The organism is Streptomyces sp. NPDC043870, assembly GCF_056435785.1.
In genome coordinates this window covers 287,477-304,229 of record NZ_JBWKDT010000003.1, presented here as the reverse complement: position 1 = coordinate 304,229, position 16,753 = coordinate 287,477, and the positions used below count along the sequence as shown (strand labels likewise).

The following is a 16,753-nucleotide window of genomic DNA, read 5'->3' as shown; positions in this document are numbered from 1 at the left end:
TCCTCATCCGAAGAAGTTGCGGACGTGCTCCAGGCCCTCGACCAGAGCGTCCACTTCGGCCGGCGTGGAGTACAGATAGAACGACGCCCGCGTGGTCGCAGGAATTCCGTACCGCAGGCAGACCGGCCGTGCGCAGTGGTGCCCGACCCGGACGGCGATGCCCTGCTCGTCGAGGACCTGGCCCACGTCGTGCGGGTGGATGTCGCCGAGGACGAAGGAGATCGCCGCGCCGCGGTCCTCGGCCGTGACCGGGCCGATGATCCGCAGGTCCGGGACTTCCTGAAGGCGCCGTACCGCGTACTCGGTGATCGCGTGCTCATGCTGCGCGATCTTGTCCATGCCGATCGAGGTGAGGTAGTCCACCGCCGCGCCGAGGCCGACGGCCTGGGCGATCGGGGGCGTACCGGCCTCGAACTTGTGCGGCGCCGGAGCGTACGTCGACGAGTGCATCGAGACGGTTTCGATCATCTCGCCGCCGCCCAGGAACGGCGGGAGGTCCTCCAGCAGCTCCTGACGGCCCCAGAGCACGCCGATACCCGTCGGACCGCACATCTTGTGGCCGGTGAAGGCCACGAAGTCGGCGCCGAGGGCCTGCACGTCCAGCGGCATGTGCGGAGCGGCCTGCGAGGCGTCGATGAGGACGAGCGCGCCGACGTCCTGCGCCCTGCGGACGATCTTGTCGACCGGGTTGACCGTGCCCAGGATGTTGGAGACCAGCGTGAAGGAGACGATCTTCGTCTTCTCGGTGATGATCTCGTCGATGTTGGAAAGGTCGAGACGGCCGTCGTCGGTGAGGCCGAACCACTTCAGCTTCGCGCCGGTGCGCTGCGACAGCAGCTGCCACGGAACGATGTTGGAGTGGTGCTCCATCTCCGTGATGACGATCTCGGTCTCGCGGTCCACGCGGTAGGGCTCGTCGGCCCAGCCCAGCATGTTCGCCACGAGGTTCAGCGACTCCGACGCGTTCTTGGTGAAGATCACCTCGTCGCGGCTCGGTGCGTTGATGAAGGCGGCGACCTTGTCGCGGGCGCCTTCGTACTCCGCCGTGGCCTCCTCGGCGAGGACGTGCACGCCACGGTGGACGTTGGCGTTGTACCGCTCGTAGTAGGCGTTGAGCACGTCGAGCACCTGGCGCGGCTTCTGCGAAGTCGCCGCGTTGTCCAGGTACACGAGCTTCTTACCGTCGTGGACCAGGCGGTCCAGGATCGGGAAGTCCTTGCGGATCGCCTCGGTGTCGAGGAGGCCCGGCAGCTGTGTCACGCGGATACGCCACCCTTCGTGTATGCCTCGTAGCCCTCGGCCTCGAGCTTGTCGGCGAGCTCGGCGCCGCCGGACTCGGCAATGCGGCCGTTCGCGAACACGTGAACGAAGTCGGGCTTGATGTAGCGCAGGATGCGCGTGTAGTGCGTGATCAGCAGGGTGCCGACCTCGCCGGTCTCGCGGACGCGGTTGACGCCCTCGGAGACGGTGCGCAGGGCGTCGACGTCGAGGCCGGAGTCGGTCTCGTCGAGGATCGCGATCTTCGGCTTGAGGAGCTCCAGCTGAAGGATCTCGTGGCGCTTCTTCTCACCGCCGGAGAAGCCCTCGTTGACGTTGCGCTCGGCGAAGGCGGGGTCCATCTGGAGGTGCTCCATCGCCTCCTTGACCTCCTTCACCCAGGTGCGCAGCTTGGGGGCCTCGCCGCGGATGGCGGTGGCGGAGGTGCGCAGGAAGTTGGAGACCGAGACACCCGGGACCTCGACCGGGTACTGCATGGCGAGGAAGACGCCGGCGCGGGCGCGCTCGTCGACGGACATCTCCAGGACGTCCTCGCCGTCCAGGGTCACGGTGCCACTGGTGATCGTGTACTTGGGGTGGCCCGCGAGGGAGTAGGCGAGGGTCGACTTGCCGGAGCCGTTGGGGCCCATGATGGCGTGGGTCTCGCCCTGCTTCACGGTCAGGTCGACGCCCTTGAGGATCTCGCGGGGGCCGTTCTCGGCCTCGACGGAGACGTGCAGGTCGCGGATTTCAAGCGTTGCCATGGGTGACTCAGGACTCCTGGGTGACGGAGACGAGCACATCGTCCCCTTCGATCTTTACGGGGTACACGGGGACGGGGCGCGTCGCGGGAAGGCCGGACGGCTTACCGGTGCGGAGGTCGAAGCTGGAGCCGTGCAGCCAGCACTCGATCTGACAGTCCTCCACCTCGCCCTCGGAGAGGGAGACGTTCGCGTGCGAGCAGATGTCGTAGATCGCGAACACCTCGCCCTCGGTCCGGACGACGGAGACCGGCGTGCCGTCGAGTTCCACCCGCTTCGGGGTGTCCTCCTCCAGCTCGCTCAGCCCACAGGCTCGGACGAAGGCCATCAGACTGCTGCCTCCAGCTCGGCCTCGATCTTGGCGATGAGGCGCTCCTCGACGTCGGGCAGACCGATCTGCTGGACCAGTCCGGCGAAGAAGCCACGGACGACGAGGCGGCGCGCCTCGGCCTCCGGGATACCACGGGCCATCAGGTAGAACAGCTGCTCGTCGTCGAAGCGGCCGGTGGCGGAGGCGTGGCCGGCACCGGCGATCTCGCCGGTCTCGATCTCCAGGTTCGGCACGGAGTCGACCCGCGCGCCGTCGGTCAGAACCAGGTTGCGGTTCATCTCGTACGTGTCGGTGCCCTCGGCGCTGGCCTCGATGAGGACGTCGCCGATCCAGACGGCGTGCGCCTCCTGGCCCTGCAGCGCGCCCTTGTAGGCAACGTTGGACTTGCAGTGCGGGCTGTTGTGGGTGACCAGGAGACGGTGCTCCTGGTGCTGGCCGGCGTCGGTGAAGTACAGACCGAGCAGCTCGGCCTCGCCGCCGGTGCCCGCGTACGAGACGCGCGGGTGGAGGCGTACCAGGTCGCCGCCGAAGGTGACCACGATGGACTTGAACGAGGCGTCCCGCCCGATCAGCGCGTTGTGCTGGGCGACGTGGACCGCCTTGTCGTCCCAGTCCTGGACGGAGACGACGGTCAGCTTGGCGCCGTCACCGAGGACGTAGTCGACGTTGGCGGCGAGGGCCGCTTCACCGGTGTGGTCGATGACGACGACGGCCTCGGCGAAGGCTCCGAGCTCGATGTGCTGGTGGCCGAAGGCGGTTCCGCCCTCGCCGTGCACGGCGATCCGGATCGGCTCGGTGAGCACGGCCTCCTTGGGGACCGTGACGACCGAGGCCTTCTCGAAGGAGGAGTACGCCTGGGCGGCGATCCGGTCCACGGGGGTGCCGGCCTTGCCGAGCCGCGCGTCGTCGCGTCCGACCGTCTCCACCGTGACGCCCTCGGGGGCGCTGACCTCGACGGTCACGCCGCCGGCGGTGGCGACCGCGGTGCCGTCGTGCAGCCCGGCGAGGCGGTCCAGTGGAGTGAACCGCCACTCCTCCTCCCGCCCGTGCGGGACGGGGAAGTCCGCCACGTCGTAGGACGGGGGCGCGCTCATGCGCGTGGCGACGGTGGACTCGGCGGCCACCGCGATCGAGCCGGCGGTGGTGGAGCCCGCCGGGATGTTCTGAGCGTCAGCCATGGCTGTCGTAGTGCTCGCTTTCTCGGATAAGACGGTGCTGATGGGAGGGGACGGTGGCGCTAGCCGACCGCGCCTTCCATCTGGAGCTCGATCAGCCGGTTGAGCTCGAGGGCGTACTCCATGGGCAGCTCCTTCGCGATCGGCTCGACGAAGCCGCGCACGATCATCGCCATCGCCTCGAACTCGGAGAGACCGCGGCTCATCAGGTAGAAGAGCTGGTCCTCGGAGACCTTGGAGACGGTGGCCTCGTGGCCCATGGACACGTCGTCCTCGCGGACGTCCACGTAGGGGTAGGTGTCGGAGCGGGAGACGGTGTCGACGAGCAGGGCGTCACAGAGCACGTTCGACTTCGATCCGGCCGCGCCCTCGCCGATCTCGACGAGACCGCGGTAGGAGGTACGGCCGCCGCCGCGCGCCACCGACTTGGAGACGATGTTGGACGAGGTGTTCGGCGCCATGTGGACCATCTTGGAGCCGGCGTCCTGGTGCTGCCCCTCGCCCGCGAAGGCGATGGAGAGGGTCTCGCCCTTGGCGTGCTCGCCCATCAGGTAGACGGCCGGGTACTTCATCGTGACCTTGGAGCCGATGTTGCCGTCGATCCACTCCATGGTCGCGCCCTCGTACGCCACGGCGCGCTTGGTGACCAGGTTGTAGACGTTGTTCGACCAGTTCTGGATGGTCGTGTAGCGGCAGCGGGCGCCCTTCTTGACGATGATCTCGACCACGGCGCTGTGCAGGGAGTCCGAGGAGTAGATCGGGGCGGTGCAGCCCTCGACGTAGTGGACGTACGCGTCCTCGTCGACGATGATCAGCGTCCGCTCGAACTGGCCCATGTTCTCGGTGTTGATCCGGAAGTAGGCCTGGAGCGGGATCTCGACGTGCACGCCCTTCGGGACGTAGATGAAGGATCCGCCGGACCACACCGCGGTGTTCAGCGAGGCGAACTTGTTGTCGCCCACCGGGATGACGGTGCCGAAGTACTCCTTGAAGAGCTCCGGGTGCTCCTTCAGAGCGGTGTCGGTGTCCAGGAAGATGACGCCCTGCTCCTCCAGGTCCTCACGGATCTGGTGGTAGACGACCTCGGACTCGTACTGGGCCGCGACACCGGCGACGAGGCGCTGCTTCTCCGCCTCGGGGATGCCGAGCTTGTCGTACGTGTTCTTGATGTCCTCCGGGAGGTCCTCCCAGGACTCCGCCTGCTTCTCCGTGGACCGCACGAAGTACTTGATGTTGTCGAAGTCGATGCCGGAGAGGTCGGAGCCCCAGGTCGGCATGGGCTTCTTGTCGAAGAGGCGCAGGCCCTTGAGACGCAGCTTCAGCATCCACTCCGGCTCGTTCTTCTTCGCCGAAATGTCACGGACGACGTCCTCGGAGAGACCGCGCTTGGCGGCCGCGCCTGCGGCGTCGGAGTCGGCCCAGCCGTATTCGTACTTGCCCAGGCCTTCGAGCTCAGGGTGGGCAGTCTCCGTGGGGAGAGTCATGCGGGGTTCCTCCCGGCCGTGCTTGCAGATGCTTGCGAACTGGTCTGTTCGGTCTTGTCGGTCTTGCTGGTCTCGCCGGCCCCGTCGTCGGGCCTGTGGCCGGCCTTCGGGATGAAGGTCGTGCACACTCCGTCGCCGTGGGCGATGGTGGCCAGACGCTGCACATGGGTGCCGAGCAGGCGGGAGAAGACCTCGGTCTCCGCCTCGCACAGCTGCGGATACCGCTCGGCGGCGTGGGCGACGGGGCAGTGGTGCTGGCACAGCTGCTCGCCCACCGGTGCGTTACGCGCCGTAGCAGCGTACCCGTCGGCAGTCAACGCCTTGGCGAGAGCCTCCGTGCGCTCCTCCGGGTCCGCGGCCTCCATGGCCGCGCGGTACGCCTCGGCCTGGCTCTCCATCCGGTCCCGGGCGAACGCGGCGACGGCGGCTTCTCCGGCAGCACCGCCGCCGGCGGCCCGCTCGATCCAGTGCAGCGCGTCGACGGCGAGCTTGTCGTACGACTGCTCGAAAGCGTCCCGGCCGCAGTCGGTGAGAGCGAACACCTTGGCGGGTCGGCCGCGGGTCCGCGCTCCGTAGACCCGCTTCTCGCGGGCGGCGACGACATCGTCGGAGACGAGTGCGTCGAGGTGGCGGCGAACAGCGGCCTGGGTGAGCCCGAGGCGCCCTGCGAGGTCGGCGACGGTGGACGGCCCGTGGTCCAGGATGGACCGCGCGACCCGGTTGCGCGTGGACCGCTCACCGGTCGCGAGTTCCTCCTGAGGAGCCTCACCGACGTTTTTCACAACGCCATTGTTGCGTAATTCCCGAGAGACTGACAAGCCGCGTCCCGACCGGTGGACGGTGCTGTGCGTCACTTAGGAAAACCTAACCTGACCTGCGAGAATGATCATTCGTCGGATCAGTTCCGGAGTTGTCGGGGCCGGTGCCGCGCGAAGCCTCCCGCGCTGGTGAGAGGCCTTTGTGCTGCCGGGACACCCCCACCGCGGACTCTCGCCTGGCCGGGTGGGCACGCACTAGAGCAGACCCTGCGGCACCTCGCCCTGGGGGGTGAGCTTGTCGACCACCTGCGGAAGAACTTCGGCGAGCTTGTCGGCGGCCTGCTCGGGGGAGACGCCCGCCTGCTGGGCCACTCGGTCGAGGACCTGGTACGGCACGGCCTGGGCGATCTCGGCCCCGCTGACGGGCTGGTTCGCACCCTGATCGATCCAGGACCGCACCTTCGCGGCCAGACCGCCCTCGTTGAGTTCGTTCACCAGCCCCTGCAGCTGGTTGCCGCCGCCCTGACCGCTGTCACCGACCTCGCTGAAGAGCGAGGCGAGCAGCTTGCCCGCCCCGGCCGATTCGTCGCCGAGCAGTCCGCCGAGCAGACGTTCCAGGTCGTTGGCCGCCATGCCTGTCGCCTTTCCGGAGAGCGTTTCCTGCTAGGCCTACCCCTGGCGCACCGGTCCGGGCCGTCGGGGGGCACCGGTTCACCCGCACGTGACTCAGGTCCCGCCGCCCGGTGTACGGGTCACCGTGCGTCCTCGGGACGTCACCGCACGCGCGAGGGCCACCGCGTCGTGGACGGCCGCCCCGCCGAGGTCGTTGTTGAAATACGCGAACACGTCCGCCCGGTCGGGCCATGCGTCGGCGATGCGCCCGGCCCAGCTCGCGAGCGCCTGGCGCCCGTACCGCGGGGACGGCTCGGCCAGGCCTTCGTGGAACCGTACGTAGCCCCAGTCGGCCGTCCGCCACAGCGGTGTCACCGGCCGGGAGCCCCTGTCCGCCCAGCACAGCGCTGCGGCGCGGTTCTCCAGGACGTCCCGCACCTCGTCGGTCCACCACGAGTCGTGCCGGGGTTCGACGGCCACGCGCACCCGGCGGGGGAAGCACGCGAGCGCGGCGTCCAGCACCCCCGGGTCGACGCGGAGGGTGGGCGGCAACTGGAGCAGCACCGGTCCCAGCCGCTCCCCCAGCCCTTCGGCGTGCTCCATGAGCCGGTTCACCGGCTCCTCGGGGTCGCGCAGCCGTTTGATGTGGGTGAGGTAACGGCTGGCCTTCACCGCCATGACGAATCCCCGGGGGGTGCGCTCGTGCCAGTCGGCGAAGGTCCTGCGCTCGGGCAGCCGGTAGAAGGCGTTGTTGTTCTCGACGGTCGCGAAGTGCCGCGCGTACTCCTCCAGCCAGAGCCGCTGGGGCCGCTCCTCGGGGTAGAGAACGCCGCGCCAGTCCTTGTACTGCCAACCGGAGGTGCCGATGAGCACAGGCATGGGGTGATCATTCCCCGCGGCCGCCCGCCTTCTCCGGAAAGGGCGACCCGGACCCCCGGCCGGAGCAGCCCCGGCGGCTCCTTAGACTTCCCCCTATGCAGAACGAGTCCGTCGTCCAGGTGCGCAGCCTGGTCAAGCGGTACGGAGCCAAGACCGCCGTGGACGGGCTCGACCTCGACGTCCGCGCCGGCACGGTGACGGCCGTCCTCGGCCCCAACGGGGCCGGCAAGACCACCACGGTCGAGACGTGCGAGGGCTATCGCCGCCCCGACTCCGGCAGCGTCCGCGTCCTGGGCCTCGACCCGGTCGCCGACGCCGCGCGGCTGCGGCCCCGGATCGGCGTGATGCTGCAGTCCGGCGGGGTCTACTCCGGTGCCCGCGCCGACGAGATGCTCCGCCACATGGCGAAGCTGCACGCCCACCCCCTCGACGTGGACACCCTGATCGAGCGCCTCGGTCTCGGCTCCTGCGGGCGTACGACGTACCGGCGGCTCTCCGGCGGACAGCAGCAGCGGCTCGCGCTCGCCATGGCCGTGGTCGGCAGGCCCGAGCTGGTCTTCCTGGACGAGCCGACCGCGGGGCTCGACCCGCAGGCCCGCCGCTCCACCTGGGACCTCGTGCGCGAGCTGCGCACGGACGGTGTCACCGTCGTGCTCACCACCCACTTCATGGACGAGGCGGAGGAGCTCTCCGACGAGATCGCGATCATCGACGCGGGCCGGGTCGTCGCCCAGGGCAGTCCCGAGCAGCTCTGCCGCGGCGGTGCCGAGAACACTCTGCGCTTCACGGGCCGCCCCGGACTCGACCTCGGCTCCCTGCTGAAGGCGCTGCCGGACGGCACGGCCGCGGCGGAGCTGACGCCGGGCGCGTACCGGATCAGCGGCACGGTCGGTCCGCAGCTGCTCGCCACCGTCACCTCCTGGTGCGCACAGCACGGCGTGATGCCGGACGGCATCTCGGTGGAGCGGCACACGCTGGAGGACGTCTTCTTGGAGCTGACGGGGAAGGAGCTGCGGTCGTGACCGCTGAAGCCACCACCGACGTGACGTCGGGAACGTACGCGCCCAGGCCGGGGGCCGCCCCCGTCGGGCGGATGATCGCTGCACAGGCGGCGCTCGAGACGAAGATGCTGCTCCGCAACGGTGAGCAGCTGCTGCTGACCGTGATCATCCCCTCGCTGCTTCTCGTCCTCTTCTCGACGGTCGACGTCGTGACTGTGCCTGTTTCACCTACGGGGGGCGCGGGCGGTGCCGTGGACTTCGTGGCGCCCGGCATCCTCGCGCTGGCCGTGATGTCCACCGCGTTCACCGGGCAGGCGATCGCCACCGGCTTCGAGCGCCGGTACGGCGTGCTGAAGCGGCTCGCCGCCTCGCCGCTCCCCCGCTGGGCGCTGATGACGGCCAAGACGCTCTCCGTCCTGGTCACCGAGGTGCTGCAGATCGTCCTGCTCACGCTGATCGCCTTCGCGCTGGGCTGGTCGCCGCAGGGCGACCCCGTCTCCGTGCTCCTGCTGCTGGTCGCGGGGACGGCCGCCTTCTCCGGGCTCGGGCTGCTGATGGCCGGCACGCTGAAGGCGGAGGCGACGCTCGCCGCCGCGAATCTGGTGTTCCTGCTGCTGCTGGTGGGCGGCGGGGTGATCGTCCCGTTGGACAAGTTCCCGGACGCGGCGCAGTCGGTCCTCGGTCTGCTGCCGATCTCGGCGCTCTCGGACGGGCTGCGGGACGTGCTGCAGCACGGGGCGGGGATGCCCTGGGGGAGTCTCGGGATCCTCGCGGTGTGGGCGGCCGCCGGGCTGGGTGCGGCCGCGAAGTTCTTCCGCTGGGAGTGACCCGCGGGCTGCGGTGAACCGGCGGCCTGCCCGCACACCGCGACGTACGGGCGAGCGCACCGACGTACGGTCGAGCGCACCGTGCACGGTCCGCGAGCGGTCCACCGCGCGCCGTGCACCGTCCGCGTGCGACCGTACGTGTCCGGGGTGAGATGCGGCACGTCGCCGCCTTCGCGTCCCGGCCGAGCGACGTGATCTTCCGCCGCCGTGCCGCCACCGGCCCCGGGGCGGCGCGGTGGCTGTGAGGCCGCCCCGAACAGGGAGAACGCCGCACGGTCCGCCGTCCGGCAGGCAGGGGCTCCGCCGTACGTAGCACATGGTGGTCTGTCCGGACATGCCCACCCACGTGAATCCGTGCACAAGCGGGCACCCTACGATGGTCGCCGTGCAGACGCCCCTCGCCTACATCGCCCAGCGCTGGACCCCGTCCCCCCGGACCGTCCGGCGCGCCGCGCTCGTCGCCGTCGTGATGAGCGTGGTCATCATCGTCACCGGCGGCGCGGTCCGGCTGACCGGCTCCGGTCTCGGCTGCGACACCTGGCCCAAGTGCACGGACGACAGCCTCTTCGCGACGCCCGAGCAGGGTCTCCACGGTGCGATCGAGTTCGGCAACCGCATGCTGACGTACGTCCTGTGCGCGGCGGTCGGCTGGGCGATCATCGCGGCGCGCTCCACCAAGCCGTGGCGGCGCGGGCTCACCCGGCTCGGCTGGGCGCAGTTCTGGATCGTGATGAGCAACGCCGTCCTCGGCGGGATCACCGTGTGGGCGGGCCTCAACCCCTGGACGGTGGCCGGTCACTTCCTCGCCGCCAACGCACTGCTGACGGTGGCCACGATCACCTGGATCCGCGCCGGCGAGGGCGACAGCGAGGTGCGGCCGCGGGTTCCCCGCCCGGTGCGGAAGCTCTCGTGGGTGCTGCTGGCGGCCTCCGCGCTGCTGATCGCCGTGGGTACGGCCGTGACGGGCTCCGGCAAGCACGCGGGCGACAGCAGCGATGTGCCGCGGATGCCGTTCGACTGGGTGGACACCGCGCACCTGCACGCCGCACTGGCCTGGCTGGTGTGCGCGCTCGCCGTGGCGATGTGGCTGGTGCTGCGTGTGGTGGACGCTCCCGACGACACCCGGGCCCGTGCGCGTGACCTGCTGATCGTGGTGCTCGCGCAGGGCGGGATCGGCTACGTGCAGTTCTTCACCGACGTGCCCGAGGTGCTGGTCGGGGCCCATATGCTCGGCTCGTCGCTGATGTGGATCGCGGTGCTGAAGCTGGCCCTGTGCCTGCGGGAGCGGCCGCTCGCCGCACCGGGCAGCCCCAGGCAGTCCGGCCAGGAGCTCTCGACGGTCTCGGCGGCCTGATCCACCGGACAGGCCCGGGCCCGGGCCCCGTCCGGGCCTGGGCGGGACCGCTCTCGCCTCCCCCGTCGAGTCCCTGCACGCCTCACCCGGCGAGTCCGTAGACCCGGCGCGCGTTGCCCGCCGCGATCATCTCGGCGACCCGCTGGGCGTCCGTACGGCACCAGGCGCCGTCGGCCACCCAGCCGCTGAGCACCCTCCCCAGCGCCTCCCGGAAGATCCGGGCGCCGACCACGTGCAGCTCGGGCAGTCCGCGCGCGCCGCTGGAGAAGAGCAGCTTCCCGAACGGTGCGAGCTCGAGGATCTCCGCGAGGACGGACGCGGCCCCGGCCCCGGTGTGGGCGAGGGCGGGTCCGACATCGGCGTACACATGAGGGAACACGCTCGCCAGATGCGCGGCGTGCCGGTGGTACGGGTAGCCGTGCAGCAGGACGAGATCGGTGCCGAGGCCCGCGGTGGCCGCCGCGAAGCCGTCGAGCAGCAGCGGATCGTCGGCCCCGACATGCAGTTGCAGCGGCCGCCCCGATGCCACGGCGATCCAGAGCAGATGGCGCACGAGTACGGGGTCGGTGAGCCGGCCGCCGACCTGGCGTGCTGCCAGCCAGCGCCCCGTCGCGCCCCGCACCTCGCCCGGCCCCGGTGGCTCGGGGGCGAGGGCGAGCCCGCGCCGTACACCGGCGACGGACGTGAAGGCGACGGCCGATCCGGCGGCGCCGTGCACGGCCTCGGCGAGGTTGGCGAGAAAGCCGTCGACGGTGCCCGAGGTGTCGGCGACCTGCTCGGCGAGCAGCTCCAGCCGGATGATCTCATGGGCGTCGGCCGCGCCCGCGGCGGCGATCTCGGGGACTCCGGTGAGGTCTCCGGGCAGCCCGGTCTCCACCAGATAGGCGGAGATTCCGGTGGCCCGCAGCAGCCGCCTCCCGGATTCCAGGACGCCCAGCTCCCTGCGGCGGGCGAGATAGCGCGCGGGCGGGCAGTGCGGCTCGAGACCGAGCAGCGGTGGGCACCAGCGGCGTACGGCGAATCCGGTCTGGGTGTCGAAGAAGGTGGTCCCGGGCGCGGGCGGCCCGGCGGTCCTGCCCAGGTGGGCCTCGAAGGTGCCGAGGCCCAGCTCCGTGCGGAGGACGCCGTGGCAGTACTGATCCACCAAGGACGGCGTATCGATCATCCGGGGGCTCCCAGCGATGGACGTGCTTCCACACGTCCTAACGGGTGGGCCCCGCGTGAGGTGTTGCCCGATCGGGCGGGCCGGTCGCCTCAGCCGTTCGAGGGACCGCCGACCTGGATGCCCGCCATGCGGGTCCACTCGTACGGGCCGGTGCGGACCTTCAGTGCGAACTCGCCGTCGAACGACTCGTGCAGCGTGATCCCGGACTTCTCGGCGGCGCTGACCGCGATGGCGTGGGTGGGCGCGACGAGGTCGCCCCAGCCGCCGTCCTCACCGACGAGCACGATGCGGGTGCCCATCTGACCGATGTAGGCGAGCTGGCCCTCGGCGCCGCCGTGCGCCTTGGCGAAGGCGCCGATCTGCTTGGCGAGCTTCGCCGCCTTGCGCTCGGCGCGGGCGTCGTGCTGGTGCTTGGTCTCGTCGACCTGCTGGGTGTCTGCCATGAACAGGATGCTACTCGCGGGTAGATCGACTGGCGACAGCCGGGCCGCGTGGCCTGGGCCACGCGGTGCCGGACCGCCGGCCCGACAGGATCCGCCGGGACAGTCCCCGGGGCCTGATCCACCGGACCGGACGGGCTTCAGCGCAGGAACGGGTCCACGGCCACCGCCACGAAGAGCAGTGAGACGTACGTGATGGACCAGTGGAAGAGCCGCATCTCCTTGAGCTTGCCGCCCGTCACGCCCGCCTTCGCACGGCTCTGGAGCGCGTGCGCCTCCCAGAGCCACCAGCCGCCCGTCACCAGCGCCACCGCCGTGTAGAACCAGCCGGTGTAACCGAGCGGGGTCAGCAGCAGCGAGACGACGACCATCACCCAGCTGTAGATGACGATCTGACGGGCGACGACCCGGTTCGAGGCGATCACCGGGAGCATGGGCACGCCGACGCGCGCGTAGTCCTCCTTCACCTTCATCGACAGCGGCCAGTAGTGCGGCGGCGTCCAGAAGAAGATGACGAGGAAGAGGATGACGGCGGCCCAGGACATCGAGTTGGTGACGGCGGACCAGCCGATGAGCACCGGCATGCAGCCGGCGATCCCGCCCCACACGATGTTCTGCGCGGTGCGCCGCTTCAGCAGCATCGTGTAGACGATGACGTAGAAGAGGAGCGCGCCGAGCGCGAGGGCGGCGGAGAGCCAGTTGACGAGCAGTCCGAACCAGAGCGTCGAGACCACGGCCAGGGTGAGGCCGAAGACCAGGCCCTCACGCGGCGAGACCATGCCGGTGACCAGCGGACGCTGCGAGGTGCGGTCCATCAGGGCGTCGATGTCGCGGTCGATGTACATGTTGAGCGCGTTGGCGCCGCCCGCGGACAGGTAACCGCCGATGCACGTGGCGACGACCAGCCAGAGGTCCGGCACGCCCTGTGCCGCCAGGAACATCACGGGTACCGTGGTGATCAGCAGCAGCTCGATGATCCGCGGCTTCGTCAGCGCCACGAATGCCTTGACGCGGGCCCCGAACGGACGATGGCCCCCCGGGCTGGGAGTCAAGACGACCCCTGAGGGTCGGGACTCGACGGCCGTCACGCACACCCCTGACAGAGAATTCCCAGCAAGCCCCTGGGGTGCCTCCCATGCCCGACGGGCTACGGGGGAGTGAATCCCGGTGAAGACTTGCGCGTACCACGCCACTCTAGACGTTGCCCCCACGCCGATCTTCGCGGGGGTGGGGTCGTGTTGAGCAGTGCCGGAGCGCCGTGCGTAATCACCGTCGGGATCGCCGACAAGAGGCGAAGTCGAGCCGGTGCCCGCAGGCTGGTGGATGTGTCCGACTGAAGAGACGTGCACTCGAAAGGATGCGCGTTGCTGCGAGGGTAGGCTCGACAGCGCCCGGTACACCCCTCGTCACCGGGACCATGAACATGTGGAGAGGAGCCCTGACCCAGGGTGAGCACCAAGCCGACCACCACAGACCTCGAGTGGACCGCATTGGACCAGCGGGCCGTGGACACCGTCCGCGTCCTTGCCGCTGACGCCGTACAGAAGGTCGGCAACGGCCATCCCGGAACGGCCATGAGCCTGGCCCCCGCGGCGTACGTCCTCTTCCAGAAGCTGATGCGGCACGACCCCTCCGACGCGGACTGGACCGGCCGTGACCGGTTCGTGCTCTCGGCGGGTCACTCCAGCCTGACCCTCTACATCCAGCTCTACCTCGCCGGGTACGGCCTGGGTCTGGACGACCTCAAGGCCTTCCGTACCTGGGGCTCCAAGACCCCGGGCCACCCGGAGTACGGTCACACGGTCGGCGTCGAGACGACGACCGGACCGCTCGGCCAGGGTGTGGCCAACGCCGTGGGCATGGCCATGGCCGCCCGCTACGAGCGCGGTCTGTTCGACCCTGAGGCCGCGCCCGGCACCTCCCCGTTCGACCACACCATCTGGGCGATCGCCGGTGACGGCTGCCTCCAGGAGGGCATCTCCCACGAGGCGTCCGCGCTGGCCGGCCACCAGAAGCTCGGCAACCTGGTGCTGCTGTGGGACGACAACCACATCTCGATCGAGGGCGACACCGAGACCGCCGTCTCCGAGGACACGCTCAAGCGGTACGAGGCCTACGGCTGGCACGTCCAGCGCGTGCAGCAGCTGCCGAACGGCGACCTGGACCCGGCCGGTCTGTACGAGGCGCTCAAGGCCGCCCAGGCGGAGACCGAGCGTCCCTCCTTCATCGCCGCCCGCTCGATCATCGCCTGGCCCGCCCCGAACGCGCAGAACACCGAGGCCTCGCACGGCTCGGCGCTCGGCGACGAGGAGGTCGCGGCCACCAAGCGCGTCCTGGGCTTCGACCCGGAGAAGACCTTCGAGGTCACCGACGAGGTCCTCGCGCACACCCGCCAGGCCCTCGACCGCGGCCGTGAGGCCCGGAGCGAGTGGGACAAGAGCTTCGCCGCGTGGCGTGCCGCCGACCCGGAGCGCGCCGCCGAGTTCGACCGGATCCGCTCGACCGAGCTGCCGACCGGCTGGGAGGAGAAGCTCCCGGTGTTCGAGGCGGGCAAGGGTGTCGCCACCCGCGCCGCCTCCGGCAAGGTGCTCCAGGCGCTGGGCGCGATCATCCCCGAGCTGTGGGGCGGCTCCGCCGACCTCGCCGGTTCGAACAACACGACGATCGACAAGGCGTCGTCGTTCCTGCCGAAGGGCAACCCGCTGCCGGAGGCCGACCCGTACGGCCGGACGATCCACTTCGGTATCCGCGAGCACGCGATGGCCGCGGTGATGAACGGCATCGCGCTGCACGGCAACACCCGTATCTACGGCGGCACGTTCCTCGTGTTCTCCGACTACATGCGCAACGCGGTGCGACTGTCCGCGCTGATGCACCTGCCGGTGACGTACGTGTGGACGCACGACTCGATCGGTCTCGGCGAGGACGGCCCGACCCACCAGCCGGTGGAGCACCTGGCCTCGCTGCGCGCGATCCCGGGCCTGAACATCGTGCGCCCGGCCGACGCCAACGAGACCGCGATCGCGTGGGCGGAGATCCTCAAGCGCTACACGAAGAAGTTCGGTGTGGGCGCCCCGCACGGTCTGGCGCTGACCCGCCAGGGCGTGCCGACGTACGAGCCCAACGAGGACGCGGCCAAGGGCGGTTACGTCCTGTTCGAGGCCGATGGACCCGAGGGGCAGAACGCTGCGCCCCAGGTCGTGCTGATCGGCACCGGTTCCGAGGTGCACGTGGCCGTGGAGGCGCGCGAGCAGCTGCAGGCCGCGGGCATCCCGACGCGCGTCGTCTCGATGCCGTCCGTCGAGTGGTTCGAGGAGCAGGACCAGGCGTACAAGGACAGCGTCCTGCCGCCGTCGGTCAAGGCGCGTGTCGCGGTCGAGGCCGGTGTCGGTCTGACCTGGTACCGCTACGTCGGCGACGCCGGCCGGATCGTGTCGCTGGAGCACTTCGGCGCGTCCGCCGACGGCAAGGTGCTCTTCCGCGAGTTCGGCTTCACCGCAGAGGCCGTGGCCGCCGCCGCCCGGGAATCGATCGAAGCCGCCGCGCGCTGACGCCGGTATACGACTAGTAGGAGATGCAACTCTCATGACAGACGCACTCAAGCGCCTCTCCGACGAAGGCGTGGCGATCTGGCTCGACGACCTGTCGCGCAAGCGGATCACGTCCGGCAACCTCGCCGAGCTGATCGACCAGCAGCACGTCGTGGGCGTCACCACCAACCCGTCGATCTTCCAGAAGGCCATCTCGTCCGGCGACGGTTACGAGCAGCAGCTCGCCGATCTCGCCGCCCGCAAGGTGACCGTCGAAGAAGCCCTCCGCATGATCACGACGGCGGATGTGCGGGACGCCGCGGACGTGCTGCGTCCGGTCTTCGACACGACCGGCGGCCAGGACGGCCGGGTCTCGATCGAGGTCGATCCCCGTCTCGCGCACAACACGGCGGCGACGATCGCCGAGGCCAAGCAGCTGGCGTGGCTGGTGGACCGGCCGAACACGTTCATCAAGATCCCGGCGACCAAGGCGGGCCTGCCGGCGATCACCGAGGTCATCGGCCTCGGTATCAGCGTCAATGTCACGCTGATCTTCTCGCTGGAGCGCTACCGCGAGGTCATGGACGCCTACCTGGCCGGCCTGGAGAAGGCGAAGGCCGCCGGCCTGGACCTGTCGAAGATCCGTTCGGTGGCGTCGTTCTTCGTGTCGCGGGTCGACACCGAGATCGACAAGCGGCTGGACGCACTGGGTACGGACGAGGCGAAGGAGCTGCGTGGCAAGGCGGCGCTCGCCAACGCCCGCCTCGCCTACCAGGCGTTCGAGGAGGTCTTCGCTTCGGACCGCTGGGCCGCGCTGGACAAGGCACAGGCCAACAAGCAGCGTCCGCTGTGGGCCTCGACCGGCGTCAAGGACCCGGCGTACAAGGACACGCTGTACGTGGACGAGCTGGTCGCCCCGGGCACGGTGAACACCATGCCGGAGGCCACGCTCGATGCCACCGCCGACCACGGCCAGATCACGGGTGACACGGTGCGCGGTACGTACGAGCAGGCGCGCGCCGAGCTCGACGCGGTCGAGAAGCTCGGGATCTCCTACGACGACGTGGTGCAGCTGCTGGAAGACGAGGGCGTCGAGAAGTTCGAGGCGTCCTGGAACGACCTGCTCAAGTCGACGGAGGCGGAGCTCGAGCGCCTCGCTCCTTCGGAAGGCTGAAACAC

General features: G+C 70.0%; 16 protein-coding genes. 5 read left to right on the top strand and 11 right to left on the bottom strand.

Going from position 1 to position 16,753, the window contains the following annotated elements:
- Nucleotides 1-3: 3 nt before the first annotated feature.
- The 8 genes from AC0699_RS05885 to AC0699_RS05850 all read right to left on the bottom strand — a co-directional run bounded on the left by AC0699_RS05885 (nt 4) and on the right by AC0699_RS05850 (nt 7,257).
- Nucleotides 4-1,260, bottom strand: coding sequence for a cysteine desulfurase (locus AC0699_RS05885; RefSeq protein ID WP_478656117.1), 1,257 nt, complete (start codon nt 1,258-1,260; stop codon nt 4-6).
- On the bottom strand, nt 1,257-2,021 hold the full coding sequence (gene sufC, locus AC0699_RS05880) for a Fe-S cluster assembly ATPase SufC (protein WP_478656115.1): 765 nt from the start codon (nt 2,019-2,021) through the stop codon (nt 1,257-1,259). The genes AC0699_RS05885 and sufC overlap by 4 nt, the downstream gene beginning before the upstream one ends.
- A 7-nt stretch (nt 2,022-2,028) precedes the next feature.
- Nucleotides 2,029-2,346: a non-heme iron oxygenase ferredoxin subunit gene (locus AC0699_RS05875; RefSeq protein WP_478656112.1), complete on the bottom strand. Its 318-nt coding sequence runs from the start codon at nt 2,344-2,346 to the stop codon at nt 2,029-2,031.
- Complete coding sequence (gene sufD / locus AC0699_RS05870; protein ID WP_478656110.1) at nt 2,346-3,527, bottom strand: Fe-S cluster assembly protein SufD; 1,182 nt, start codon at nt 3,525-3,527, stop codon at nt 2,346-2,348. The genes AC0699_RS05875 and sufD overlap by 1 nt, the downstream gene beginning before the upstream one ends.
- 59 nt (nt 3,528-3,586) lie before the next feature.
- Complete coding sequence (sufB, locus tag AC0699_RS05865) at nt 3,587-5,008, bottom strand: Fe-S cluster assembly protein SufB (RefSeq protein WP_469770221.1); 1,422 nt, start codon at nt 5,006-5,008, stop codon at nt 3,587-3,589.
- Complete coding sequence (locus tag AC0699_RS05860; protein WP_478656107.1) at nt 5,005-5,790, bottom strand: helix-turn-helix transcriptional regulator; 786 nt, start codon at nt 5,788-5,790, stop codon at nt 5,005-5,007. Before AC0699_RS05860 ends, sufB begins: the two co-directional genes overlap by 4 nt.
- A 231-nt stretch (nt 5,791-6,021) precedes the next feature.
- A complete protein-coding gene (locus tag AC0699_RS05855; protein WP_478656104.1) occupies nt 6,022-6,399 on the bottom strand; it encodes a YidB family protein in 378 nt (125 codons plus the stop codon).
- 93 nt (nt 6,400-6,492) lie between these two features.
- Nucleotides 6,493-7,257: a DUF72 domain-containing protein gene (locus AC0699_RS05850; protein ID WP_478656103.1), complete on the bottom strand. Its 765-nt coding sequence runs from the start codon at nt 7,255-7,257 to the stop codon at nt 6,493-6,495.
- A gap of 95 nt (nt 7,258-7,352) precedes the next feature.
- On the opposite strand from AC0699_RS05850, the gene AC0699_RS05845 reads away from it, so the two are divergent.
- The 3 genes from AC0699_RS05845 (at nt 7,353) to AC0699_RS05835 (ending at nt 10,439) form a co-directional block, all read left to right on the top strand.
- Nucleotides 7,353-8,279 (top strand): ABC transporter ATP-binding protein, encoded by a 927-nt coding sequence (locus AC0699_RS05845; RefSeq protein ID WP_478656100.1) that lies wholly within the window; start codon nt 7,353-7,355, stop codon nt 8,277-8,279.
- Between the two features lie 71 nt (nt 8,280-8,350).
- Nucleotides 8,351-9,085, top strand: a complete 735-nt coding sequence (locus AC0699_RS05840; RefSeq protein WP_478656390.1) for an ABC transporter permease — start codon at nt 8,351-8,353, stop codon at nt 9,083-9,085.
- A gap of 376 nt (nt 9,086-9,461) precedes the next feature.
- Nucleotides 9,462-10,439 carry a COX15/CtaA family protein gene (locus tag AC0699_RS05835; RefSeq protein ID WP_478656097.1) on the top strand — a complete coding sequence of 326 codons (978 nt, stop codon included), beginning with the start codon at nt 9,462-9,464 and terminating at the stop codon, nt 10,437-10,439.
- 82 nt (nt 10,440-10,521) lie between these two features.
- Here the strand turns inward: AC0699_RS05835 and AC0699_RS05830 are convergent, their stop codons facing one another.
- The 3 genes from AC0699_RS05830 to AC0699_RS05820 all read right to left on the bottom strand — a co-directional run bounded on the left by AC0699_RS05830 (nt 10,522) and on the right by AC0699_RS05820 (nt 13,132).
- Nucleotides 10,522-11,604 (bottom strand): amidohydrolase family protein, encoded by a 1,083-nt coding sequence (locus AC0699_RS05830; protein ID WP_478656095.1) that lies wholly within the window; start codon nt 11,602-11,604, stop codon nt 10,522-10,524.
- Between the two features lie 89 nt (nt 11,605-11,693).
- Complete coding sequence (locus AC0699_RS05825; RefSeq protein WP_478656093.1) at nt 11,694-12,047, bottom strand: hypothetical protein; 354 nt, start codon at nt 12,045-12,047, stop codon at nt 11,694-11,696.
- A 137-nt stretch (nt 12,048-12,184) separates the two neighbouring features.
- Nucleotides 12,185-13,132 (bottom strand): heme o synthase, encoded by a 948-nt coding sequence (locus AC0699_RS05820; protein ID WP_453661721.1) that lies wholly within the window; start codon nt 13,130-13,132, stop codon nt 12,185-12,187.
- 360 nt (nt 13,133-13,492) lie between these two features.
- Between AC0699_RS05820 and tkt the strand changes: the two genes are divergently transcribed.
- Together tkt and tal are read left to right on the top strand one after the other, a co-directional pair.
- Nucleotides 13,493-15,595, top strand: coding sequence for a transketolase (tkt, locus tag AC0699_RS05815; protein ID WP_478656091.1), 2,103 nt, complete (start codon nt 13,493-13,495; stop codon nt 15,593-15,595).
- A 34-nt stretch (nt 15,596-15,629) separates the two neighbouring features.
- Entirely contained in the window at nt 15,630-16,748 is a 1,119-nt protein-coding gene (gene tal / locus AC0699_RS05810; RefSeq protein WP_478656088.1) for a transaldolase, read from the top strand.
- The last annotated feature ends 5 nt before the right edge of the window (nt 16,749-16,753 follow it).